Source organism: Methyloversatilis sp. S146-33, from assembly GCF_059552495.1.
In genome coordinates this window covers 16,600-39,197 of record NZ_JCANOT010000023.1, presented here as the reverse complement: position 1 = coordinate 39,197, position 22,598 = coordinate 16,600, and the positions used below count along the sequence as shown (strand labels likewise).

Sequence of the window (22,598 nt, the reverse complement as noted above, 5' to 3'; positions counted from 1 at the left end):
CCCGTATAATCGGGTTTTATCCGCGCACACAGGTGCGCGGCCCACTTCCCCGCTGTCCTTTCATGGCCCATCTCCTCAAGCTCCGCGGCTCGCCCGCATATTCCGCCGCGCGTCTGGCGCGCCTGTCCGACGAATGCCGCACTGCGCTTCCCAAGCTGCGCGATCTCACGGCCACCCAGTACTTCTTCGTTGAGTGCACGGCGCAGCCGTCGGCCGACGAGCTGAGCAAGCTGTGCGCCCTGCTCAATGCGCAGCCGGCAGCCGCGGCCGAAGGCGATGCCCTGCTGGTCACGCCCCGTCTGGGCACGATTTCACCGTGGTCGTCGAAGGCGACCGATATCGCGCGCAACTGCGGCCTGGACAGCGTGCAGCGCGTCGAACGCGGCGTGCTGTACGAGCTGGATCTGCCGCGCGGCCTTCTGGGCGGCGGCGGTCTGGACGATGCGGAGCGCACAGCGCTGGCTGCCTTGCTGCACGACCGCATGACCGAATCGGTGCTCACTTCGCTCGACGACGCCGACGCACTGTTCAGCCACGTCGCACCGCGCCCGCTGCTCAGCGTGTCGCTGGCCGACGGCCGCAGCTCGCTGGAGCGCGCCAACGTCGAACTGGGTCTGGCGCTGTCGGACGACGAAATCGATTACCTGCTGGACGCCTACACCAAGCTGGGCCGCGACCCGACCGACGTCGAACTGATGATGTTCGCGCAGGCCAATTCCGAGCACTGCCGCCACAAGATCTTCAACGCCAGCTGGAACATCGATTACGCGACGCAGGACATGAGCCTGTTCGGCATGATCCGCGAAACCCATCGCGCGACGCCGCAGCACACCGTGGTCGCCTATTCGGACAATGCGGCGGTGATCGAGGGCGCCACCACGGCGCCGGTGGACCGCTTCTACCCGGACCGCAACGGCCGCTGGGGCTGGCATTCCGAGCCCATGCATTTCCTGGCCAAGGTCGAGACGCACAATCACCCGACCGCGATTTCGCCTTTCCCCGGCGCCGCCACCGGCGCCGGGGGCGAGATCCGCGACGAGGGCGCGACCGGCCGCGGAGCCAAGCCGAAAGCCGGTCTGGCCGGCTTCTCGGTGTCCAACCTCAACATCCCCGGCTTCGAACAGCCGTGGGAGCGCGTCGAGGGTGAGCTGTACGGCAAGCCGGAGCGCATCGCCTCGGCGCTGCAGATCATGATCGACGGCCCGCTGGGTGCGGCCGCCTTCAACAACGAATTCGGCCGCCCCAATCTGGCGGGTTATTTCCGCACCTTCGAACTGCCCTTCATGGGCGAGATGCGCGGTTATCACAAGCCCATCATGATCGCCGGCGGCATCGGCAACATCGCCGCGCGCGACGCGCTGAAGATCGAGTTCCCGGCCGGCACCAAGCTCATCGTGCTCGGCGGCCCGGCCATGCTGATCGGCCTGGGCGGTGGTGCGGCGTCGAGCATGACCACCGGCACCAATACCGCCGACCTCGACTTCGCGTCGGTACAGCGCGGCAACCCTGAGATCGAGCGCCGCGCGCAGGAAGTGATCGACCGCTGCTGGCAGATGCAGGAGGACAACCCCATCCTCGCGGTGCACGACGTCGGCGCCGGCGGCCTGTCGAACGCGCTGCCCGAACTGGCGCACGGCGCCGGTCACGGTGCCTGGTTCGATCTGCGCGCCATCCACAGCGAAGAGTCGGGCATGAGCCCGGCCGAGCTGTGGTGCAACGAATCGCAGGAGCGCTACGTGCTGGCGATCGCCCCTGAGCGCATCGATGAATTCCGCGCGCTGTGCGAACGCGAGCGCTGCCCCTTCGCCGTGCTCGGCGAGGCGACCGCCGACGGCCAGCTCACGGTGGCCGATCCGCTGTTCAACACCAAGCCGGTCGACATGTCGATGGACGTGCTGCTCGGCAAGCCGCCGAAGATGCACCGCACGGTGCAGCGCCGTCCGGCCTACGCGCCGCCGATGGACGTCGCCGGCTACGACCTGAAGGACGCTGCCTACCGCGTGCTGCGGATGCCGGCGGTGGCGAGCAAATCCTTCCTGATCACCATCGGTGACCGCTCAGTCGGCGGCCTCACCGCGCGGGACCAGTTCGTCGGCCCGTGGCAGGTGCCGGTGGCCGACGTCGCCGTGACCACCGAAAGCTTCACCGGCTACCGCGGCGAAGCCTTCGCGATGGGCGAACGCACGCCGGTGGCGCTGCTCAGCGGGCCGGCTTCCGGCCGCATGGCCATCGGTGAGGCGATCACCAATCTGGCCGCCGCCGACGTGCGCAGTTTCGAGCGCATCAAGCTGTCGGCCAACTGGATGGCAGCGGCCGGCCACAAGGGCGAGGACGCCGCGCTGTTCGACACGGTGAAGGCGGTGGCGCTCGACTTCTGTCCGGCGCTGGGCCTGGCGATTCCGGTCGGCAAGGACAGCCTGTCGATGAAGACGCGCTGGACCGAGGGCGAGGCGCAGAAGGAAGTGGTGTCGCCGCTGTCGCTGGTCATTACCGCCTTCGCCGGCGTCGAGGACGTGCGCAAGACGCTGACGCCGCAACTGCTGATCGACCCGGAAATCGATACCGAACTGTTGCTGCTCGACCTCGGCCAGATGAAGAACCGCCTCGGCGGTTCGGCGCTGGCGCAGGCTTACGGCGTGGTCGGCGAACACGCGCCGGACGCCGATGCCGTGCTGCTCGGCCGCTTCCTGCCGGCGATCAACCGCCTGCGCGATGCCGGCCTGGTGCTGGCCTATCACGACCGCTCGGACGGCGGTCTGTTCGCCACGCTGTGCGAAATGGCGTTCGCATCGAAGGTGGGCCTGTCGATAAATCTCGACACGCTGGCTTACGATCCGCTGCTGGTCGACGTCGATTCGCTGGCCAAGAAGCCGGACGCGGTGCGCGGCCGTTTCAACGACCGCACCTTCACCGCGCTGTTCGCCGAGGAGCTGGGCGCGGTGATCCAGATCCGCGTGGACCAGCGCTCGCAGGTGATGGACATCCTGCGCGAGGCGGGTCTTTCAGGCGTCACGCACGGCATCGGCAGCCCGAACGACCGCGACGAAATCCGTCTCTGGCACAACGCCAAGGTCATCTTCAGCGAGCCGCGCGCCGAACTGCAGAAGGCGTGGACCGAAACCAGCCACCGCATCGCGCTGCTGCGCGACGATGCCGACTGCGCACGCGAGGAATTCGCGCTGCTCGACGACAAGGCTGACAACGGCCTGTTTGCTGCGCTGACCTTCGAGCCGCAGCAGGACATCGCGGCGCCCTTCATCAGCAAAGGCGTGCGGCCGCGAATCGCCATCCTGCGCGAGCAGGGCGTGAACGGTCAGGTCGAGATGGCTGCCGCTTTCGATCGCGCCGGCTTCGACGCGCAGGACGTGCATATGTCCGACCTGATGGCCGGCCGCGTCAAGCTGGCTGATTTCAAGGGTCTGGCGGCCTGCGGCGGCTTTTCCTACGGCGACGTGCTGGGCGCCGGTTCCGGTTGGGCCAAGTCCATCCTGTTCCACCCCGAACTGCGCGACGCCTTCGCCGCCTATTTCGAGCGTGAGGATACCTTCGCGCTGGGCGTCTGCAACGGCTGCCAGATGATGAGCCAGCTGCGCGACATCATCCCCGGCGCCGCGCACTGGCCGCGTTTCGAGCGCAACCGCTCGGAGCAGTTCGAGGCGCGTTTCACCATGGTCGAAGTGGCGGATTCGCCGTCCATCCTGTTCCGCGGCATGTCCGGCTCCAAGCTGCCCATCGTCGTTTCGCACGGCGAAGGCCGCGCGGTATTCGACGACGAACAGGCGCAGTCGCTGGCGCAGGTCGCGATGCGCTACATCGACCACGACGGCGCCATCGCCACGCGCTACCCGCGCAATCCGAACGGCTCGCCCGCTGGCATCACCTCGGTCACCACCGACGACGGCCGCGTCACCATCCTGATGCCGCACCCGGAACGCGTGTTCCGCACGGTGCAGATGAGTTGGCATCCGGCGCACTGGGGCGAGGACAGCCCTTGGATGCGCATGTTCAGGAATGCGCGGGTGTGGGTGGGTTGATCCCGCCGCGGACGTAAAGAAGCCGGCGCAAGCCGGCTTCTTCATTTCGGGGCCGTGATGTTCACTCGGACGCCGGGTCCGTGGCCGTGTGCGTGTCCGCGATCAGCGCCTCGAAGGCGAGGGCGGCGGGGCTGATCGGGCGCTCGGGCAGGCGGATGCGGTAGAGCGTGCGCTGGATCGCGGCGCCGCCCGGATGCAGCCGGCGGATGCGGCCAAGCGCCAGCTGGTCGCGGGCGCAGATGCGCGGCACCATGCCCAGACCGCGGCCGGCGGCGACTGTCTGCACGATGGCTTCGTTGCTGCCCACCTCTATCGTGCGCGCCGGCGTCAGGCCCATTTCGTCGAGCACGCGGTCGGTGGCGGCACGGCTGCCGGAACCGCGTTCGCGCACGATCCAGCTGTGGTCGGCCAGATCGGCCGGGCGCAGCGCGCCACCTGGCGGCAGTTCGGCGTCGCGTGGCGCGATGATGACCATCTCGTCGCGCCGCCAGATGCGGCGGTTCAACCGCGCGTCGTCCACGTCGCCTTCGACCAGCGCCACGTCGACCCGGCAATCGAGCAGCAGGTCGGCGATCTGCCGGGTGTTGCCGCTGATCACCTGCAGTTCGACCTGAGGGTGGCGGGCGTGGAAATCGACCAGGAAGGACGGCAGCCAGTAGGTGGCGATGGTGGTGCTGGCGCCTATCGTGAGCCGCCCGCGTTCGAGCGAACTGTAGGCGCGGATGGTTTCGGTCGCCTCGCGTTCGAGTGCCAGGATGCTGCGCCCGTATTCATAGAGTGCCCGACCCGATTCACTCGGCCGGAAGGTCTTGCCGCGGCGGTCCAGCAGCACCGTTTCGAGCTGGGATTCGAGTTCGCGCACCGCTTTCGACACGGCGGGCTGCGTGATGTCCAGCGCCTCCGCTGCGCGCGAAAAGCTCTGGACCTCGACGACCTTCACGTAGATGCGCAGAAGATGCAGGTTCATGCATTACCCAAGGTAATCGATCAGTGATTTGCATGATATAGAAGAATGAATGGCGCGCCGCTTACGCTGCACTCACTTTCCTGCAGCCCGCGACGCATCCATGAATTCGACCACCGCCCTCACTGCTTCCAGCCTGCCGACCGGCCTTGTCGCGTCGGTGGCCGTTGCGGCTGCCGCGGCGGCGCTGTCTGCGGTGCCGGGCGTAACGGCGCACGGCTTCGGTTGGCTGCCGCTGGCGGTGGCGCTGGGCATCGTGGTCGGCAATCTGTGGCCCGCGCTGCCGACGCGCGGCGCCGACGGATTCCGTCTGGCGCGCGGCACGCTGATGCGCGCCGGCATCGCGCTGTACGGTCTGCGCATCGGCATCGACGAACTGGGCAGCGTGGGCTGGAGCGGGCTGGCGATGGCGCTGATCATCGTGCTGAGCACGCTGGCGCTGGCACTGGCGTTGGGCCGTCGGCTCGGTCTCGACACCCAGGCGGCGGTGCTGATCGGCTGCGGCAGCGCGATCTGCGGTGCGGCGGCGGTGGCCGCCGCCGACAGCGTGATCGGGGCGCGCGCCCGCCATGTGTCGGCGGCCGTGCTGGCGGTGGTCGTGTTCGGCACGCTGGGCATGTATCTGTTGCCGCTGCTGCGACCGCTCAGTGGTTTGAGCGACCAGTCCTTCGGCCTCTGGGTCGGCCTCTCGGTACACGAACTGGGCCATGTCGTCGCCGGCGCTGCCGCGGCCGGACCTGAGGCGGCCGCCAGCGCGCTGGTCGAGAAGATGATGCGCGTGATGCTGCTGGCGCCGGTGGTGATGCTGATCGCCGCCGGACTGCGCAGCGGTGACACGGCGGCCTTGCGCAGCCCCGGCGTGCCGCTTTTCCTCTACGGCTTCGTCGCGATGATGGCGCTCAATGCGTCGGGGTGGCTGCCGCTGTGGCTGCATGCGGCCGGTGCGGAAGCCGCGCAGGCGCTGCTGGCGATCGGTCTGGCGGCGCTCGGCGCCAACACCCGGCTGGCCGACATGGCGCATGCGGGCTGGCGTGTGTGGGCACTGGCCGCGCTGCTGTGGCTGTGGCTGCTGCTTGCCGGCTTCGGTCTCGTCAGCCTCGGAGCACTGGCATGAACGCACGCAAGCAGGGCGTCGCCGAGGCATGCGCACCGCGCCGGACCGTGGTGGCGCCGCGCAAGAGCCGTCACCTCCTGACGGAAACCTCGACGGCAACGGGTTTGACTACCAGCGCGCTGCGTGTGCGCGAGCTGGTCCGGCTTTTGCTCGACATGACCTGTCATGACAGGTTGGGTGCAGACGCTGCCGAATTCGCAGGCGGTCCGTCCCGCCGGGGAGAACCGATTGGATGCTTCGCTGCTGAACACGCTGTGGCCGGAGCGCGCGCTCGCGAGCTGGGCGGTGATTGCCGGCGCGGTGATCGCCGGCGGCGTGCTGCGCGGCATGACCGGCTTCGGCGCAGCGCTGCTGATGGCGCCGCTGCTCTCCACGGTGGCTTCGGCGCGCGACACGCTGTGCATCGTGACGCTGCTGAACGCGCTGCCACTGACGCACGCGCTGGCGCCGTCGGTGCGCCGGCTGGTCGATCACCGGGTGCTGCTGCCGATGCTCGGTGCGGCCTGTGCCGGCATCCCGCTCGGTCTGTGGCTGGTCAGCGTGCTGCCGGCGCGGCTGTTCGGCCAGGTGATTGGCGTCGCGGTGATCGCCAGTGCTGCGGTGCTGCTGACCGGCGCCCGTCTGGTGCGCGGCCGCAGTCGGGCGGGCTCGATCTCTGCGGGTCTGTTCAGTGGCGTGCTGACCGGCTTCGGCGGTGTGGGCGGACCGCCGGCCATCCTCTATCTGCTGGGCGTCGAGACCGACAGTCACCGGGCGCGCGCCAGCTTCCTCGTCTATTTCGGATGCCTCTACCCGCTGGCGCTGATCGCCATCGTGCTGTCGGGCATGTTCGGCCTGTCGCTGCTGCTGCAGGGGCTGCTGCTGGCGCCACTTTTTCACGGCGGCGGGCTGCTCGGCGAACGGCTCTACCGCGGACTGGATCCGCGTCATTTCCGTCGCGTCGTGCTGTGCCTGCTGATGGCGACCGGCGCGCTGGCGGCCTGGCCGGTGCATGCGGTCGCGCTGGTGCAGGGCACTGTGGCGGTGCAGCAATGCGGTGCGCAAGACCGCCTGTGCTGAACCGGCTGCTCGACGAAAAGCACAGTCAAATCAAAGATTTCTGAACATGTTGTGCGGAGCGAAAAAATTGGCACTGACTTTGCATGACATGACCCGTCATAACAGGTTCTTGAACAGGAGCTCGAACATGGCACCCCACCGCAAGCAGATCGCGCCCCCGGGCGCGGCGGAGGTCGAGGACGCGCTGTCACCGGTATCGCAGATGCCGCTGTACACGCAGATCCGCGAAATCCTGCGCCGGCGCATTCTCGACGGCAGTTACCCGCCGCATTCGCAGATGCCGTCGGAGAGCCAGATGATGTCGGCATTCGATGTCAGCCGCATCACCATACGGCAGGCACTGGGCGACCTGCAGAAGGAGGGGCTCATCTTCAAGGTCATGGGCAAAGGCAGCTTCGTCGCCAAGCCCAAGGCCTTCCAGAGCCTGTCGCGGCTGCAGGGTTTCGGCGAGGCGATGTCCACCTCCGGCTACGAAACCTACTCGCTGCTGCTCAGCGCGAAACAGGTCGCCGCCAGCGCCGTGGTGGCGCAGCGACTGCAGCTGAAGCCGGAAGCGCCGGTGTTCGAAATACAGCGCCTGCGCTACCTGAACCGCGAACCGATCTCGGTCGACGTGAGCTACTTCCCGCCGGACATCGGCGAACGGCTGACCCAGGAAGACCTGGCCACGCGGGACATCTTCGTCATTCTCGAAAACGACCTCGGCCGCAACCTCACGCACGCCGACGTGCAGATCGAGGCGATCTCCGCCGACGAGTCGCTGGCCCGTCATCTCGACATCGCCGAAGCGTCGCCGCTGCTGCGCATCGAACGCCTGACCTGGGCCGACGACCGGCCCATCGATTTCGAATTCCTCTACTACCGCGGCGATGCCTTCCAGTACCGCCTGCGCATAGACCGAAGTTGATCCACCGCTGGAAAGCAACGCAGGAATTCTTCGTTCGCAACGGCGCGCCACGGCGCGACAGTGCAGCCCCAAATCAAGGAGAGAACATGAAACGCATCGACATGGAATTCGACCTCGTCGTCATCGGCGGTGGTACCGGCGGCCCGATGGCCGCAGTCAAGGCCAAGGAGAAGAACCCCAAGCTGCGCGTACTGCTGATCGACAAGGCCAACGTGAAGCGCTCGGGCGCCATCTCGATGGGCATGGACGGCCTCAACAACGCCGTCATTCCCGGCCACGCGACGCCGGAGCAGTACGTCAAGGAAATCACCATCGCCAACGACGGCATCGTCGACCAGGAAGCGGTGATGGCCTACGCCGCCAACAGCTTCGACATGATCAACGAACTGGACCGCTGGGGCGTCAAGTTCGAGAAGGACGAAACCGGCGACTACGCGGTGCGCAAGGTGCATCACCTGGGCAGTTACGTGCTGCCGATGCCCGAAGGCCACCACATGAAGAAGATCCTCTACCGCCAGCTGAAGAAGGCGCGCGTCGAGGTGACCAACCGCGTCGTCGTCACCCGTGTGCTGACCGGCGAAAGCGGTGAGGTGGTGGCGGTGATGGGCTTCGACTGCCGCACCGCCGACGTCTATGTCATCCGCACCAAGGCGGCGGTGCTCAGCACCGGCGCGGCCGGCCGCATCGGTCTGCCCGCCTCCGGCTACCTGATGGGCACCTACGAGAACCCGACCAACTGCGGCGACGGTCACGCGATGGCCTATCACGCCGGCGCCGACCTGGCCAATCTCGAGTGCTTCCAGATCAATCCGCTGATCAAGGACTACAACGGTCCGGCCTGTGCCTACGTGACCGGTCCGTTCGGCGGCTTCACCGCCAACTCCAAGGGCGAGCGCTTCATCGAGTGCGACTACTGGAGCGGCCAGATGATGATGGAGTTCTACAACGAACTGGAAGGCGGCAACGGTCCTGTCTTCCTCAAGCTCGACCACCTCGCCGAGGAGACCATCAGCGAGATCGAGCACATCCTGCACACCAACGAACGCCCGAGCCGCGGCCGCTTCCACGAAAAGCGCGGCAACGACTACCGCAAGCAGATGGTCGAGATGCACATCTCGGAAATCGGCTTCTGCAGCGGCCACAGCGCGTCCGGCATTCATACCGACGCGCGTGGCGCGACTTCGGTGCCGGGGCTTTACGCCGCCGGCGACTGCGCCAGCGTGCCGCACAACTACATGCTGGGCGCCTTCGTCTACGGCCGGCTGTGTGGCGAGAACGCTGCCGCCTACTGCGCCGAGCACGGACTGGGTGCGGTCAGCGCTGGCGACGTCGCGGCGGAGGAGGCGCGCATCCTGGCGCCGCTCGGTCGCACCGACGGCCTCACGCCCTTCCAGATCGAATACAAGACGCGCCGGCTGGTGAACGACTACCTGCAGCCGCCCAAGATCACCCGCAAGTACGAAATCGCGCTGCGCCGCTTCGACGAGATCCGCGAAGACACCGAAGCGATGTTCGCCGCCAACCCGCACGAACTGATGCGCGCGATGGAAGCGCATTCCATTCTCGACTGCGCCGAGATGGCCGCGCGCGCCTCGCTGTTCCGCACCGAAAGCCGCTGGGGCCTCTACCACTACTTCGTCGATCACCCCGAGCGCGACGACGAGAACTGGTTCTGCCACACGCTGCTGAGCAAGGGCGAGGACGGCCGCATGCAGATGCGCAAGAAGCCGATCGAGCCCTACATCGTGCCGATCGACGAAGAGGAACGCAGCGCCTACCAGCGCCTGCGCGTCGCCCGCAACGCCGAAGCCGCCTGATTCCACCGACACATCCATCAAGGAGTTCGCCATGACCATCGCTGCTACGCCGACCCAGGTGCCGGTAAGTGTCGACAACGACAAATGCATCGCGGAGAAAGGCTGCACGGTGTGCGTCGACGTCTGCCCGCTCGACGTGCTCGCCATCGACATGCTCACCAAGAAGGCCTTCATGAAGTTCGACGAGTGCTGGTACTGCCTGCCGTGCGAAACCGACTGCCCGACCGGTGCGGTCAGCGTGTCGATTCCCTATCTGCTGCGCTGAGGAGCCGACGATGGATACCCTGACCTGTTCCATGGCCGAGCGCCTGGAGAGCCCCGACGCCGAAGTGCGCCGGCTGGCGGTGATCGACCTGCCCTACGGCGACGAGGACGACATCGTGCCGCTGCTGCTGCCGCGGCTGAAGGACGCCGACGCCACCGTGCGGACCGAGGCGGTGCGTGCGCTCGAGGGCTACGAGGACGCCGAGGTGGTCGAGGCGCTGGCACCGATGCTGCTCGACGCCGACGCGGCGGTGCGGGCAGCCGCCGGCGAAGTGCTGTCGGAGCTGAAGGAAAGCGCCTCCGCCGCGCCGCTGATTCCCTTCCTCAGCGGCCACACGGCCGAAGTGCGCATGCTGGCGCTGCGCGCGGTACGCGCGCTGCGGGTCGATGCCGCCTTCGCACCGGCGATGGAGGCGCTGCAGGACAGCGACCCTGCGGTGCGGCGCGAGGCGGTCGGCGTGCTGGGCTATCTGCGCAAACCCGAAGCGGTCGGTGCGCTGGCCGAGATCGCGGCGCGCGACCCCGACCCGGAAGTGCGGCGCATCGCCATCGGTGCCATCGGCTATTCGAGCGAAGTGAGCGTGCTGCCGTCGCTGACGCGTGCACTGACCGACGTCGCCTGGATGGTGCGCGACGAGGCGGCGCAGACGCTGGGCAAGCTGCGGCTCGCGCTGGCCGCGCCCGACCTGATCCGCGCGATGCAGGACGAGTACTGGCAGGTGCGCGTCAAGGCGGCGCGCAGCCTCGGTCTGCTGAAGGCCGCGGCGGCGCTGCCGGCGCTGGTCGAGGCGCTGGCCCACCCGATGGGCAATCTGCGCAAGGAAGCGGCCATCGCCCTCGGCGAACTGGCCGACCCGCGCGCCATTCCGGCGCTGGAAAAGGCGCTCGACGACGCCGACCCGGACGTGCGCAAGCTGTCGCGCCTCGCGCTGACCGCCATTTCTCTGGCCCAGAAATAGGGAGAACACCATGACCTTCGTCGTCACCGAAGCCTGCGTGCGCTGCAAGTACACCGACTGCGTGTCGGTCTGTCCGGTCGAGTGCTTTCACGAAGGGCCGGAATTTCTCGTCATCGACCCCGCGGCCTGCATCGACTGCGGCGTCTGCGTTCCGGAGTGTCCGGCCGAGGCGATCTTCGCCGAGGAGGATCTGCCGGCCGACCAGATCGAGTTCGTGGCCATCAACGCCCGCCTCGCCACCGAATGGCCGCTGATCACCGCGGCGCGCGATCCGCTGCCCGAGGCGGACGAGTGGGCCAACGTGAAGGACAAGAGGCATTACCTGTTCGAGAGCGCCTGAGCGCCGCCCAGCACACCGCAAGCACGCAGCAAATCTTCGATTCATTCATTGAACTGACAGGAAGAGGTGAAGCCATGAACGTTATGAAGAAGACCCTGGGTCGCGTCACCGGCACGACCCGCGCATTGCTGCTCGGCGCAGCGCTGGGCAGCTGTGCCACGGGCGCACTGGCCGAGGTCGTCACCGTCGGCATCGGCACGCAGAACACGACGACCAATACGGTGACCGGCGGCATCGTCATCAAGGAACTGGGTCTGCTCGAAAAGCACCTGCCGAAGACCGGCAAGTACAAGGACATCCAGTTCAAGTTCGAATGGCAGAACTTCACCTCTGGCCCGCCGGTGACCAACGGCATGGTGGCCAACACGCTGCAGATCGGCATGATGGGCGACTATCCGCTGCTGGTGAATGGCGCCACCTTCCAGGCCAGCCCGGAAACGAAGAGCCGGCTGATCGCACTGATTGCCTACAACGCCGACGGTGCCGGCAACGGCATCGTGGTGCACAAGGATTCGCCCTATTACCAGCTGTCCGACCTGAAGGGCAAGAAGGTGTCGGTGCCCTTCGGCTCGGCCGCGCACGGCATGCTGCTGAAGGCGATGGAGGACAAGGGCTGGAAGAGCGATGTCTGGGAACTGTCGAGCCAGAGCCCGGAAGTCGGCACCTCCAGCCTGCAGGAGAAGCGCATCGACGGTCACGCCGACTTCGTGCCCTTCGCCGAGCTGCTGCCCTACCGCGGTTTCGCACGCAAGATCTTCGACGGCGTCGAAACCAAGGTGCCCACCTTCCACGGCGTCGTCGTGCGCGAGGACTTCGCGAAGAAATATCCGGAGTTCGTCGTCGCCTACATCAAGGCGCTGATGGAGGCGAACGAGTGGGTGCGCAAGAACCCGGTCGAGGCAGCGACGAAGATCGAGGAGTGGACGCGGGTCGAGAAGGAAGTGGCCTACATGTTCCTCGGCCCGGGCGGCGTGCATACGCTGGATCCGACCATCAAGCCGAAGTGGGTCGAGACGGTGAAGTACGACCACGGCGTGCTGCAGCGCATGGGCCGGGTGAAGGAGTTCGACGCCGACGCCTGGGTGGACGAGTCCTACCTGATGCAGGCCTACAAGGAACTGGGGCTGGATTACACCAAGCAGAAGGCGAGCTTCGCCAGTTACGAAATCTCGGGGACCGACCCGCTGTGCGGCGGCAGCATCGACAAGCCGCGCGAAGCCGGTGAGGTGTGGATCGAAGGCGGCGCGCTGACCGCCTACAAGTCGGCCGAATGCACGCTGGCGGCGGTCAATGCGGCGACCAAGGCGGGCAAGAAGGTGGGTGTGGCCTTCGTGTTCGACCAGAGCTTCAAGATCAAGCTGTTCGCCGACAAGGCCTTCTACTCGCTGGGCGGCAAGGGAAGTGCGGCCATCACGCCCTTCCTGCTGAAGAAGGATGCCGAGGCGCATGCCGCCGCCCATGGCGGAAAGCTCGGCAGCTACGCCGATGCACTGGCCATCGCCACCGTGAGGAAGTGAGCCATGTCGACCGTCATGAGGATGCACTCGATCGATGACGCCGCCCCGCCGGACGCCGTGCCGGCCGACGTACCCGCGCCGGTGCGCGCGGTGGCGCCGGTCGCGGTGCCCGGCGGGGCGCCCGCCGCCCCGGCCGTCGCCGCACCGCCCCGGCTGACGCCGGCGCAGCGGCTGGGGCGCACGCTGCGCCGCGAACTGCCTACCTGGGCGCTGGGTGCCCTGTCCATCGTGCTGCTGATCGGCTTCTGGCACCTGGCCACCACCTATCGCTGGGTGTTCTACATCCGCTTCACCAACGTGCCCGGTCCGGTCGAGGTGTTCGGCGATGCGATGAACCTGTTCGGCAACAAGGGCTTCACGACGCACGTGATGCTGAGCCTGCGCCGCATCATGCTGGGTTTCGCCATCGCCACCGTGCTCGGCGTGACGCTGGGGTTGCTGATCGGGCGTTACCGCCGGGTGCGCAGCCTGCTGTTCCCGGCGATGGAAATCGTGCGCCCGATCCCGGCCATCGCCTGGGTGCCGATCTCCATCATGCTGTGGCCGACCACCGAAACCAGCATCGTGTTCATCACCTTCATCGGCGCCTTCTTCCCCATCCTGCTCAACACCATGCACGGCGTGGCGTCGATGGATGCGGTGCTGGTGCGGGCGGCGCGCTGTCTCGGTGCGACCGAGTTCGCGCTGATGACGCAGGTGGTGCTGCGCGGCGCCATGCCGCACATCTTCACCGGTCTGGCGGTGGGCATGGGCGTGGCCTGGGTGTCGCTGATCGCCGCGGAAATGATTTCCGGTCAGTACGGCGTCGGCTACTTCACCTGGGAGGCGTACTCGCTGATCGAGTATTCGAACATCGTCATCGGCATGCTGGTGATCGGCGTGCTCGGCCTCGTGTGCAGCGGCGGCATCCGCCTGCTCGGCCGGCTGCTGATGCCCTGGCAGGCAAGCAGCGGAAAGGAGAACTCGCGATGAACGCATCGACCGTACAGACCCGATCGGCCACCGGCCACATCGACATCCGCGACGTGAATATCCGCTTCACGCAGAACGGCGTGCCCTTCGACGCAGTGAAGAACGTGTCGCTGGACGTGAAGCCAGGCGAATTCGTGTCCATCGTCGGACCGTCCGGCTGCGGCAAATCGACGCTGCTGAACATCGTGGCCGGCTTCCTGCGCGCCGACGAAGGCACGGTCACGGTCGATGGCCGTGCCGTCACCGCGCCGGGTGCCGACCGCGGCGTGGTGTTCCAGCAGTACTCGCTGTTCCCCTGGCTCAGCGTGCGGCAGAACGTCGAGTTCGGCCTGAAGATGCAGGGCGTGAGCCGCAGCACGCGCGAAGTGAAGGCGCGCACGCTGCTCGGCCTGGCTGGCCTGCTGTCCTTCGAGAACCACTATCCGGACCAGCTTTCGGGCGGCATGAAGCAGCGCGTCGGCATCGTCCGCGCGCTGGCCACCAGCCCGCAGGTGATGCTGATGGACGAGCCCTTCGGCGCGCTCGATTCGCAGACCCGCGTGGTGATGCAGGAGATCCTGACCAATATGTGGCAGCAGCTGCAGCTGTCGGTGCTGTTCATTACGCACGACATCGAGGAAGCCATCTTCCTGTCGGACAAGATCTACGTGATGACCGCGCGCCCCGGCCGCATCAAGGCGGAAATCCCGGTGCCGCTGCCGCGCCCGCGCACGCCCGACATGACCTCGTCGCCCACCTTCCTCGCGTTGCACCGCCAGTTGAAGGCGCTCATCCGCGAAGAAAGCCTCGCCGCCATGGGTGGAGAACTGAAGGAGGGCGGACTCGCCGGGCACGACTGGCACGTCGGCGCCGAGGGCGTGGGAGCGATGCTGTGAGCGCGCTGCCGCGGTCGGTCACCGTGCACAGCGCGTCGCGCCTGCTGCGCATCGAGTGGAACGACGGCAGCGAGAGCGCGCTGCCGCACGCGCTGCTGCGCGCGCGCTGCCGCTGCGCCTTCTGCACGAAGGCGGCGCGCGCCGGCGCCGCCCCCGAGGATTGCAGCGGGGTGGTGCTTACCGAAGCGCACGCGATGGCGGACGCCGGCCTGAACCTCGTGTTCTCCGACGGCCACCGGCGCGGCATCTATCCGTGGGCCTATCTGCGCGAGCTGGAGGAGGGCGTGTCATGAAGGTGCTGGTGGCGGTGAAGCGCGTGGTCGATCACAACGTGAAGGTGCGCGTGCTGGCCGATGGCAGCGATGTCGACATCGGCAGCGCCAAGCGGGCGATGAACCCGTTCGACGAGATCGCGGTGGAGGAGGCCGTGCGGCTGAAGGAGGCCGGCGTCGCCACCGAGGTGGTGGTCGTGTCCTGCGGCGTCGCCGCCTGTCAGGACACGCTGCGCAGCGCGCTCGCGATGGGGGCGGACCGCGCCTTGCTGGTCGATACCGCGGCCGAACTTCAACCGCTGGCCGTGGCCCGCCTGCTGCATGCGTTGTGTGAGCGCGAGCAGCCGCAACTGGTGATCTGCGGCAAGCAGGCAATCGACGACGACGCCGGCCAGACCGGCCAGATGCTGGCCGCGCTGCTCGACTGGCCGCAGGCGACCAACGCGTCGAAACTGCTGCCCGGTGACGGCCACATCGAAGTGACGCGCGAGATCGACGGCGGCAGCGAAGTGCTGGCGCTGACGCTGCCTGCGGTGCTCACCACTGACCTGCGCCTGAACGAGCCGCGCTTCGTGTCGCTGCCCAATCTGATGAAGGCGAAGAAGAAGCCGGTCGACAGCGTGATGCCCGAATCGCTGGGCGTCGATGTCGCGCCACGCCTGCGCACGCTGCACATGGCGCCGCCGCCGGCGCGCACACCGGGCGTGCGCGTCGACAGCGTGGCCCAGCTGATGGAACGCCTGCGCGCCGAGGCGCAGGTGATCTGAGGAGAGATGCGATGAAAACCCTGGTGATTGCCGAGCACGACAACGCCGTGCTGCACCCGGTCACGCTGCATGCGGTCACGGCGGCGCTGCAGTGCGGTGGCGAGATCGATCTGCTGGTGGCCGGTCATGACTGCGACGCCGTGGCCGGACAGGCGCGCCGGATCGCCGGTGTCGCCCGCGTGCTGCACGCCGACGCCGCGCACTACGCCGATCAGCTGGCCGAGCCGCTGACCGAACTGCTGCGCGCGGTGCTGGCCGGTGCGGCGGATCAATACACGCACGTGGTCGCGGCGGCCGGCGGCTTTGCCCGCAACCTGCTGCCGCGGGTGGCGGCGCGGCTGGGTGTGGCACCGATCACCGACGTCGTGCGCATCGAATCGTCCGATACCTTCGTGCGCCCGATCTACGCCGGCAACGTGCTCGACACCGTGCAATCGCTCGATGCGCTGAAGGTGCTCACCGTGCGCGCGACCGCGTTTGCCGCGGCGCCCACCGGCGGCGATTGCCCGGTGCTGCCGCTGGCCGCTGCCACCGATCCGGCCTGCTCGCGTCTGATCGCGCGCCAGCAGGTGCAGGGCGGACGCCCGGACCTGGGCAGCGCACGTGTGGTGGTGTCGGGCGGCCGCGCATTGGGCAGCGCCGACAACTTCCGCCGCCTGCTCGAACCGCTGGCCGACACCTTGAACGCCGCCCTCGGCGCCAGCCGCGCCGCGGTCGATGCCGGCTTCGTCGGCAATGACAGCCAGGTCGGCCAGACCGGGCGCGTCGTCGCGCCCGAGCTGTACATCGCGGTGGGCATTTCCGGCGCCATCCAGCACGTGGCCGGTATGAAGGATTCGCGTGTCATCGTCGCCATCAACCAGGACGCCGACGCACCCATCTTCGGCATTGCCGACTACGGGCTGGTGGCAGACATCTTCGAGGCCGTGCCGGCGCTGACGCGGGCGCTGGCCGGCGGGCGCGAGGGTAATTTTTCCTCCTAAAGCGCATGTGCCTGCGGCCGAAATAGTGTTCACAAAGAGAAGAAGAAATCTGCCTCTGCGGGGAACACATGAAGATATTGCTGGTTGAGGACAGTCGCGCCATGGCGGCCGTCATGTCGGTGCGTCTGGCCTCCTTTGGCTACGAGGTGACGGTGGCCGAGCACGGCGAGGCCGCGGTGGCGCAGTTCGCGCAGCTCGCGCCCGATCTGATCCTGATGGACATCGAAATGCCGGTGATGAACGGCTTCGAGGCGACTGCGCGCATCCGCGCGATCGAAGCGACGCAGGACTGGGCGTGGACGCCCATCCTCTTCCTCACCGCGTCCGACACGCAGGAGAACCTGATCACCGCGATCGAGGCTGGCGGTGACGACTTCCTCGTCAAGTCGGTGCCGGAAGCGGTGCTGCAGGCGAAGATGAAGGCGATGACCCGCATCGCCGCACTGAGGAAGCGCTTGTCGGTCGCCAACCGGCTGCTGAAGGAACAGGCCAGCCGCGACGGTCTGACCGGTCTGAGCAACCGCCGGCACATGGATCTCACGCTGGATCTGGCGTGGAGCGAGGCGCGCGAGAGCGGCCGCCCGTTTGCGCTGCTGATGCTCGACATCGACCATTTCAAGAAATACAACGACCACTACGGCCACCTCGCCGGCGACGACTGCCTGCGCGCGGTCGCACAGGCCTTGTCCGGCGTGGTCGAGCGCTTCAACGCCGAACGCCTGACCGAAGGTGCTTTCGCCGCCCGCTATGGGGGTGAGGAATTCGCCGTGCTGCTGCCGGTGGCCAGCAAGCCGGTCTATGAACGCATCGCCGAGTCGGTGCTCGCCGAGGTGCGCGGACTGGCGATACCGCACGAACGCAATACCGACTGGGGCGTGGTGACGACCTCGGTCGGCGGCGCCTTCATCGACGCCGCCAACGACGAACTGATGCACGTGTTCCGCACCGCCGACGAGCGTCTCTACGCGGCCAAGGAAGCCGGCCGCAACCGCGCCGTACTGGCCTGAACCTCAGGTCCGAGCCCGAGGTTCATCCTTGAGGTTCAGGCGGAGCGGGCGCGCAGCGCCTCCAGCAGCCGCCGGCACTCGGCTGCTGCATACAGGCCGCCGACCCATTCCGACGGCAGCGCTGTCATGCCGTTCGCGGCACCGAGCAGCGTACCGAGCACGACGCCGCGATGGCAGTTGTCGCCGCCCATGCGCACGTTTGCCAGCAGTCCGTCGCGCGGCGAGTCGGCATACTTCACCGCCAGGTAAAGCGTCGCCGGCAGCGCATCCTTCAGATAGCAGGCCGGGCTGAACTGTCGCCCGATCACGTCGTCGTCGGCGCGCGTCGTCGCCCAGTCGCGGAAAGGGAATGCGAGCGCAGGATGGTTGGCGGGTTCGGCGCGCGACAGCGCGTCGTCGATCGTCGCGCCGTGCAGCAGATGGAAGGCGAGGTCGGCGTATAGCGCCGCCACAGCCGACATTTCCTCGCCCTTGTGCGTCAGGTCGACATGCTGGATCACCGCCGCGCGCAGCGCGTCGCGGTCATCGGCGTGGAACAGGATGAGCGGTGCCAGCGTCGCCAGCCCGCCGATGTGGATGTCCACGCTGCCGCAGTCGTCGATCTCCAGCCCCTTGCCATAGTTGCGGAAAAAGGCGCGGTGGCATTCCTCGACATAGGTGTCGCCGTGCATGCCCGGCGTCAGCATGAAGTCGGTGTAGCGGTGCGCGTAGTCGTCGCGGTCGTAGCGCCCGCAGGCCAGCAGCGACTCGGCCAGCAGTGTGGCGAGGCGCACGTTCAGCGTGTTCTCGCCGGCGTGCAGGAACTGGTGATAGTGGATGTCGCGCGGGCCACTCCACCAGCGTGCCTGCTCGTGCAGGATGTCGTCGGTGCTGCCGGTGCAGGTGTATTCGCTGCGCCACAGGAAGCTGTCCGGATGCGGGTTGTGCGGTGGCAGATAGGTGGTGATGTCGCCGTAGTCCTCGGCGATGCGGTGGCGCGTGTAGTACCAGTGCACCGGCATCGCCAGCGCGTCGCCGATGAAACCGCCCCACCAGGCGGCGTCGAAGCGGGAAGTGTCGATCATGCGGGGTCTCCGGTGCAGCAGGGCGGGTGCATCTTTTCACGGCACGCGTCGGCGCAGCAACTCGGACAGCGTGATGCACAGCGTCAGCCAGGCTGCGCCGGACGCCATGCCGGCCAGCACGTCGCTGGCGAAATGCACCTGCAGCACGACGCGGCTCACCGCCGTGGTGACGGCGATGGCCACCGCCGCGAGTACCACCGGCAGGTGCCAGCGCGACGGCAGCAGCCGCAGCATTACGTAGGCGGCGATGCCCCAGGCGGCCACCGTGCCGGACGCGTGGCCGCTCGGAAAGCTCCAGCTGGTTTCGATCGTGATGCCGTGGTCGTGCACCGGCCGCACACGCTCGAACAGCGCCTTCAACGACACGTTGAGCAGCGCGTTGCCAGCGATCGCCGCGGCCCAGGTGGCCGACAGTACGAGGTGTCGCCGCCAGGCCAGCAGCAGGGCGCCGCCGATGCCAAGCGCGGTGAGCGTCGCCGTGTCGCCGAAATGGGTCAGGCGCGCGAATACGCGCAGCGTGTCCGCCGGCTGTGTGGCGCTCAGCGCGGTGACCAGCGTATCGTCGAACTCGGTCAGCGCGTGACCAGCGGTCACGGCGGTGGCGATCAGCGCGAAGACGCTGCCGGCGAGGGCGACGCCCAGCGCGCCGGCGCCGGCGATGCGCGCTGCCGATGCCGCGCCGCCCGGGCGCAGCCGGCGCCACGACAGCAGCGTCGAGGCGGCGAGTGCCAGTGCGCCGGCGAGCAGCGCGAAATACAGCGGCAGCAGGTTGGCGGCGACCGTTTCGGCCAGCAGTGCAGGCGTGCTCAGAGAGGCGTGCATGGGCGTGCGAAGGTCAGTTGCCGAGCGGCAGCGCACTGAGCGCCGCCATTTCGAACTCGTCGGCCGCGCTGCGGTAGTCCCAGCGTTCGACCGTGCAGATCGCGCGCCCCGCGCGCGTGTGGCGGCGGATCAGGTTGACCGAATTGCCGGCGTCGCGCCGCGTGCGGCTCGATACCGCCGTGCCTGCCTGCACCGCCCAGCCGGCGCGTCCGCTGCCGTCGAGCGGACGCACGAAGGGCAGGTGGATGTGTCCGCCCAGCACCAGATCCACCCCGGCCGCCAGCCAGCGGCGCAGCGCTTCGGCATGACCGTGTACGCGGTTGTGCCGCTCGCTGGCGCGGGTGACCGCCACCGGGTGGTGCAGCGCGACCACGCGCAGCGCGCCCGCCGGCGCCTGTTCCAGCCAGCCGGCGGCGCGCTCGATCTGCGCTGCCGACAGCTGGCCGTCGACGTGGCGCAGCCGTCGGGTGCTGTCGAGGCCGATGAGGCGCAGGCCGTCGGTGTCGAGCACGGCGTCGTGCGCCTGTCCGAAGGCGCGGCGGTAGTCGCGATAGGGGGCGAACAGGCGCGCCGGCAGGTTGAACAGCGGAATGTCGTGGTTGCCCGGCAGCACCATCCGTTGCGCGATGTGCAGGCTGTCGGTGAAGACACGCGCGGCGGCAAACTGCGCACGACGTGCACGCTGCGTGATGTCGCCGCTCAGCAGCAGTACCTGTGGGCGCTGCGCATGGGCGAGCCGGCACAGCGCCTCGCACACCTGCGGACGCTCGGTGCCGAAATGGGTGTCCGATATCTGCAGCAGCAGTGCGCTCATCCGTCCGCACCGTCGGCCGGGACGATCAGCGGCAGCGCGTCGGGAATGACGCGGAACTCGAGCGGCGTGCGCATCCAGCCGACCTCGCCGTCGGTGGCGATCTTGATGCGGCCGCTGCGACGACCGCGCCGCAGCACGCTCAGGCGCAGCGTTTCGAAGCTGAAGCCCTGTACTTCGTCGGCGTCGCCGAGGCGGCCGAAAGCGCCGCGTGCCAGCAGCCACAGCATGGCCAGTCGGCCGGTCGGGCGCAGCGCCAGCGCGGCCAGCCGGCCTTCGTCCAGCGCCGTCGCTTCGTCGACCCCTATCCGTTCGAGCTGCAGCCGGTTGTTGCCGACGAACAGCGTCGACGTGTGCAGCGTCTGCAGCCGGCCGGCGTGTTCCATTTCCAGCGTCATCCGGCGATGTCCGCGCAGCAGCGTGGCCAGGCCCGCCCACAGCGCGACGATGCGGCTGCGGCCGAACTGCTGCTTCCATTCCTCGCGGTTCTCCAGCAGCGCCGGATAGAGGCCGACGCTGGCGTTGACCAGGAAGATGCGCTCGTTCACCCAGCCGACCTGCACGCGTCGTATGCGACCGGTCAGCAGCAGGCGCGTTGCCTCCGCGGTATCCGCCGGAATGCCGTACTCGCGCGAGAAGTAGTTGAAGGTGCCCTGCGGCAGCACGCCGAACGCAACGCCGCTGCCGACCACTACCTGCGCTACCGCGTTGATCGTGCCGTCGCCGCCCGCGGCGACCACGATGCCCTTCTGGATGCGCGCCTCCTGCACCGCCTGCCAGGCGACGGTATGCAGCCGGCGCGCGTCCTCGACGTAGAGGATGCGGTGCGCGCGACCGACTCCGGACAGCACCGACTCGATGGTTTCGCGCGTGCGCTCGGCGTCGCTGCTGCCGGAACCGGCATTGAGCACGATGAACAGCGGTGCGTCGGCGGAAGGAGAGGACTGGGGCATCGGAGAGGGAAGTGGATGACGGACCGGCTGCATCTTAGGCAGACCGCGCCCGGCGATCAGCCGGACGATTCCGACAGCCGCGCCCGCGCCGCCTCGTAAGCCTGCAGGTGCGAGCAGGCCAGATCGAGCTTGGGTACCGACACCGACTGTGCGTCGGCACGCCGGCACAGGTCGCCGAGAATGTGATCGGCTTCGGTGCGCGCGCTGCGCAGCACGTCGCGCAGCATCGATGCGGTGAGGGTCGAGCCGGCTTCAGTCAGCTGTGCGCGGTAGCCGGCCATGCGCGGCGCGGCCGGAGCGCGGCCGCAGGCGGCGGCGACCGCCGCGCCTTCTTCCAGCATGCGTTCGATCAGCGCGCGCCCGGCGCGCGTGTCGAGGATGTCGCCGATCGACGCACGCATCAGGCAGGTGGCGCCGGCCAGCGTGGCGATGAACACCAGCTTGTCCCACATGTCCTGTTCGATGTCGGCCGACACCGTGTAGTCGGGCGAGATGCCGGTGAGTACCGCGCCCAGTGTGTCGATGGCCGCCGACTGCGCCGGATGGCGGGCGCCGATGATGAGGCGCTGGCTGGCGTTCAGATGGCGGATGCCGCCGCTTTCGTCCAGCGTCAGCGCCAGGTGAGCGACGCCGCCGGCCACGCGCTCGCGGCCGAAGCGGGCGTCCAGCAGATCGAGGTGGGCGATGCCGTTGAGCAGCGGCAGCACGACGGTCTTTGGTCCGACCGCCGGTGCGATGGCATCGAGCGCGGACGCCAGGTCGTAGGCCTTGCATGACAGCAGCACAAGGTCGAAGGGCGTGTCGACGGCGGTCAGCAGCTCAGGCGTCAGTTGCAGGTCGCCGAAGGGACTCCACACGCGCAGCCGGTGTTCGCGCAGATGTTCGGCGCGCGCCGGCCGCACGAGGAAGGTGATGTCGGCACCGGCGTGCTGCAGTCGGGCGCCGAAGTAGCCGCCGATGCCACCGGCACCCAGTATCAGTATGCGCATCGTTGTCACTCCAGAACGGGGCGCTACAGCATAAGCCGCACCGGCGCAGGCCGGGGCGGGTGTGGCCGGGCTGTGCCGGTCGCCACACCGGTACATTGCATTGCGCCC

General features: G+C 68.0%; 21 protein-coding genes. 15 read left to right on the top strand and 6 right to left on the bottom strand.

Annotation, left to right across the window (positions count from 1 at the left end):
• Positions 1-62 precede the first annotated feature (62 nt).
• Positions 63-4,034: a phosphoribosylformylglycinamidine synthase gene (gene purL, locus AC51BJ_RS08020; RefSeq protein ID WP_496279870.1), complete on the top strand. Its 3,972-nt coding sequence runs from the start codon at positions 63-65 to the stop codon at positions 4,032-4,034.
• A gap of 61 nt (positions 4,035-4,095) precedes the next feature.
• Here purL and AC51BJ_RS08015 read toward each other — a convergent pair whose 3' ends face one another.
• Positions 4,096-5,001, bottom strand: coding sequence for a LysR substrate-binding domain-containing protein (locus AC51BJ_RS08015; RefSeq protein WP_496279869.1), 906 nt, complete (start codon positions 4,999-5,001; stop codon positions 4,096-4,098).
• A 100-nt stretch (positions 5,002-5,101) separates the two neighbouring features.
• Between AC51BJ_RS08015 and AC51BJ_RS08010 the strand changes: the two genes are divergently transcribed.
• From AC51BJ_RS08010 to AC51BJ_RS07945, 14 genes are all read left to right on the top strand, one after another.
• Positions 5,102-6,112: a YeiH family protein gene (locus AC51BJ_RS08010; protein WP_496279868.1), complete on the top strand. Its 1,011-nt coding sequence runs from the start codon at positions 5,102-5,104 to the stop codon at positions 6,110-6,112.
• A gap of 228 nt (positions 6,113-6,340) precedes the next feature.
• Entirely contained in the window at positions 6,341-7,171 is an 831-nt protein-coding gene (locus tag AC51BJ_RS08005) for a sulfite exporter TauE/SafE family protein (protein WP_496279867.1), read from the top strand.
• A gap of 127 nt (positions 7,172-7,298) precedes the next feature.
• On the top strand, positions 7,299-8,078 hold the full coding sequence (locus tag AC51BJ_RS08000; RefSeq protein WP_496279866.1) for a GntR family transcriptional regulator: 780 nt from the start codon (positions 7,299-7,301) through the stop codon (positions 8,076-8,078).
• A gap of 86 nt (positions 8,079-8,164) precedes the next feature.
• Positions 8,165-9,895, top strand: coding sequence for a fumarate reductase/succinate dehydrogenase flavoprotein subunit (locus tag AC51BJ_RS07995; protein WP_496279865.1), 1,731 nt, complete (start codon positions 8,165-8,167; stop codon positions 9,893-9,895).
• Between the two features lie 31 nt (positions 9,896-9,926).
• Positions 9,927-10,160, top strand: coding sequence for a 4Fe-4S dicluster domain-containing protein (locus AC51BJ_RS07990; protein ID WP_019917845.1), 234 nt, complete (start codon positions 9,927-9,929; stop codon positions 10,158-10,160).
• 10 nt (positions 10,161-10,170) lie between these two features.
• The gene (locus tag AC51BJ_RS07985; RefSeq protein ID WP_496279864.1) at positions 10,171-11,118 is read left to right on the top strand and encodes a HEAT repeat domain-containing protein; all 948 of its coding nucleotides are present in this window, start codon (positions 10,171-10,173) and stop codon (positions 11,116-11,118) included.
• Between the two features lie 10 nt (positions 11,119-11,128).
• Positions 11,129-11,458: a ferredoxin FdxA gene (fdxA, locus tag AC51BJ_RS07980; RefSeq protein WP_430434387.1), complete on the top strand. Its 330-nt coding sequence runs from the start codon at positions 11,129-11,131 to the stop codon at positions 11,456-11,458.
• A gap of 74 nt (positions 11,459-11,532) precedes the next feature.
• Entirely contained in the window at positions 11,533-12,975 is a 1,443-nt protein-coding gene (locus tag AC51BJ_RS07975) for an ABC transporter substrate-binding protein (RefSeq protein ID WP_430434386.1), read from the top strand.
• A gap of 3 nt (positions 12,976-12,978) precedes the next feature.
• Entirely contained in the window at positions 12,979-13,947 is a 969-nt protein-coding gene (locus tag AC51BJ_RS07970) for an ABC transporter permease (protein ID WP_496279863.1), read from the top strand.
• Positions 13,944-14,822 (top strand): ABC transporter ATP-binding protein, encoded by an 879-nt coding sequence (locus AC51BJ_RS07965; protein ID WP_019917853.1) that lies wholly within the window; start codon positions 13,944-13,946, stop codon positions 14,820-14,822. Before AC51BJ_RS07970 ends, AC51BJ_RS07965 begins: the two co-directional genes overlap by 4 nt.
• Positions 14,819-15,115 carry a DUF971 domain-containing protein gene (locus AC51BJ_RS07960; RefSeq protein WP_430434383.1) on the top strand — a complete coding sequence of 99 codons (297 nt, stop codon included), beginning with the start codon at positions 14,819-14,821 and terminating at the stop codon, positions 15,113-15,115. The genes AC51BJ_RS07965 and AC51BJ_RS07960 overlap by 4 nt, the downstream gene beginning before the upstream one ends.
• Positions 15,112-15,861 (top strand): electron transfer flavoprotein subunit beta/FixA family protein, encoded by a 750-nt coding sequence (locus AC51BJ_RS07955; RefSeq protein ID WP_496279862.1) that lies wholly within the window; start codon positions 15,112-15,114, stop codon positions 15,859-15,861. The genes AC51BJ_RS07960 and AC51BJ_RS07955 overlap by 4 nt, the downstream gene beginning before the upstream one ends.
• Before the next feature lie 11 nt (positions 15,862-15,872).
• Positions 15,873-16,844, top strand: a complete 972-nt coding sequence (locus AC51BJ_RS07950) for an electron transfer flavoprotein subunit alpha/FixB family protein (RefSeq protein ID WP_496279861.1) — start codon at positions 15,873-15,875, stop codon at positions 16,842-16,844.
• A 68-nt stretch (positions 16,845-16,912) separates the two neighbouring features.
• On the top strand, positions 16,913-17,851 hold the full coding sequence (locus tag AC51BJ_RS07945; RefSeq protein WP_496279860.1) for a GGDEF domain-containing response regulator: 939 nt from the start codon (positions 16,913-16,915) through the stop codon (positions 17,849-17,851).
• A gap of 35 nt (positions 17,852-17,886) precedes the next feature.
• On the opposite strand, the gene AC51BJ_RS07940 is transcribed toward AC51BJ_RS07945, so the two are convergent.
• From AC51BJ_RS07940 to AC51BJ_RS07920, 5 genes are read right to left on the bottom strand one after another with little or no spacing between them, the layout of a single operon-like run.
• Positions 17,887-18,915 (bottom strand): ADP-ribosylglycohydrolase family protein, encoded by a 1,029-nt coding sequence (locus AC51BJ_RS07940; RefSeq protein WP_496279859.1) that lies wholly within the window; start codon positions 18,913-18,915, stop codon positions 17,887-17,889.
• A 36-nt stretch (positions 18,916-18,951) separates the two neighbouring features.
• Complete coding sequence (locus AC51BJ_RS07935) at positions 18,952-19,737, bottom strand: phosphatase PAP2 family protein (protein ID WP_496279858.1); 786 nt, start codon at positions 19,735-19,737, stop codon at positions 18,952-18,954.
• Positions 19,738-19,750: 13 nt separating this feature from the next.
• Positions 19,751-20,551, bottom strand: a complete 801-nt coding sequence (locus AC51BJ_RS07930; protein WP_496279857.1) for a metallophosphoesterase family protein — start codon at positions 20,549-20,551, stop codon at positions 19,751-19,753.
• Complete coding sequence (locus AC51BJ_RS07925; protein WP_496279856.1) at positions 20,548-21,501, bottom strand: diacylglycerol/lipid kinase family protein; 954 nt, start codon at positions 21,499-21,501, stop codon at positions 20,548-20,550. Before AC51BJ_RS07925 ends, AC51BJ_RS07930 begins: the two co-directional genes overlap by 4 nt.
• A 56-nt stretch (positions 21,502-21,557) precedes the next feature.
• Positions 21,558-22,490: a 2-dehydropantoate 2-reductase gene (locus AC51BJ_RS07920; RefSeq protein ID WP_496279855.1), complete on the bottom strand. Its 933-nt coding sequence runs from the start codon at positions 22,488-22,490 to the stop codon at positions 21,558-21,560.
• Positions 22,491-22,598 lie beyond the last annotated feature (108 nt).

Excerpts from the sequence above, each read along its gene's own strand:
- AC51BJ_RS07970 (WP_496279863.1), top strand. The coding sequence starts at position 12,979 with ATGTCGACCGTCATGAGGATGCACTCGATCGATGACGCCGCCCCGCCG.
- AC51BJ_RS07995 (WP_496279865.1), top strand. The coding sequence starts at position 8,165 with ATGAAACGCATCGACATGGAATTCGACCTCGTCGTCATCGGCGGTGGT.
- AC51BJ_RS08000 (WP_496279866.1), top strand. The coding sequence starts at position 7,299 with ATGGCACCCCACCGCAAGCAGATCGCGCCCCCGGGCGCGGCGGAGGTC.
- AC51BJ_RS07940 (WP_496279859.1), bottom strand. The coding sequence starts at position 18,915 with ATGATCGACACTTCCCGCTTCGACGCCGCCTGGTGGGGCGGTTTCATC.
- AC51BJ_RS07955 (WP_496279862.1), top strand. The coding sequence starts at position 15,112 with ATGAAGGTGCTGGTGGCGGTGAAGCGCGTGGTCGATCACAACGTGAAG.
- AC51BJ_RS08015 (WP_496279869.1), bottom strand. The coding sequence starts at position 5,001 with ATGAACCTGCATCTTCTGCGCATCTACGTGAAGGTCGTCGAGGTCCAG.
- AC51BJ_RS08010 (WP_496279868.1), top strand. The coding sequence starts at position 5,102 with ATGAATTCGACCACCGCCCTCACTGCTTCCAGCCTGCCGACCGGCCTT.
- AC51BJ_RS07925 (WP_496279856.1), bottom strand. The coding sequence starts at position 21,501 with ATGCCCCAGTCCTCTCCTTCCGCCGACGCACCGCTGTTCATCGTGCTC.
- AC51BJ_RS07990 (WP_019917845.1), top strand. The coding sequence starts at position 9,927 with ATGACCATCGCTGCTACGCCGACCCAGGTGCCGGTAAGTGTCGACAAC.
- AC51BJ_RS07975 (WP_430434386.1), top strand. The coding sequence starts at position 11,533 with ATGAACGTTATGAAGAAGACCCTGGGTCGCGTCACCGGCACGACCCGC.
- AC51BJ_RS07985 (WP_496279864.1), top strand. The coding sequence starts at position 10,171 with ATGGATACCCTGACCTGTTCCATGGCCGAGCGCCTGGAGAGCCCCGAC.
- AC51BJ_RS07950 (WP_496279861.1), top strand. The coding sequence starts at position 15,873 with ATGAAAACCCTGGTGATTGCCGAGCACGACAACGCCGTGCTGCACCCG.
- AC51BJ_RS07945 (WP_496279860.1), top strand. The coding sequence starts at position 16,913 with ATGAAGATATTGCTGGTTGAGGACAGTCGCGCCATGGCGGCCGTCATG.
- AC51BJ_RS07920 (WP_496279855.1), bottom strand. The coding sequence starts at position 22,490 with ATGCGCATACTGATACTGGGTGCCGGTGGCATCGGCGGCTACTTCGGC.
- purL (WP_496279870.1), top strand. The coding sequence starts at position 63 with ATGGCCCATCTCCTCAAGCTCCGCGGCTCGCCCGCATATTCCGCCGCG.
- AC51BJ_RS07965 (WP_019917853.1), top strand. The coding sequence starts at position 13,944 with ATGAACGCATCGACCGTACAGACCCGATCGGCCACCGGCCACATCGAC.
- AC51BJ_RS07930 (WP_496279857.1), bottom strand. The coding sequence starts at position 20,551 with ATGAGCGCACTGCTGCTGCAGATATCGGACACCCATTTCGGCACCGAG.
- fdxA (WP_430434387.1), top strand. The coding sequence starts at position 11,129 with ATGACCTTCGTCGTCACCGAAGCCTGCGTGCGCTGCAAGTACACCGAC.
- AC51BJ_RS07935 (WP_496279858.1), bottom strand. The coding sequence starts at position 19,737 with ATGCACGCCTCTCTGAGCACGCCTGCACTGCTGGCCGAAACGGTCGCC.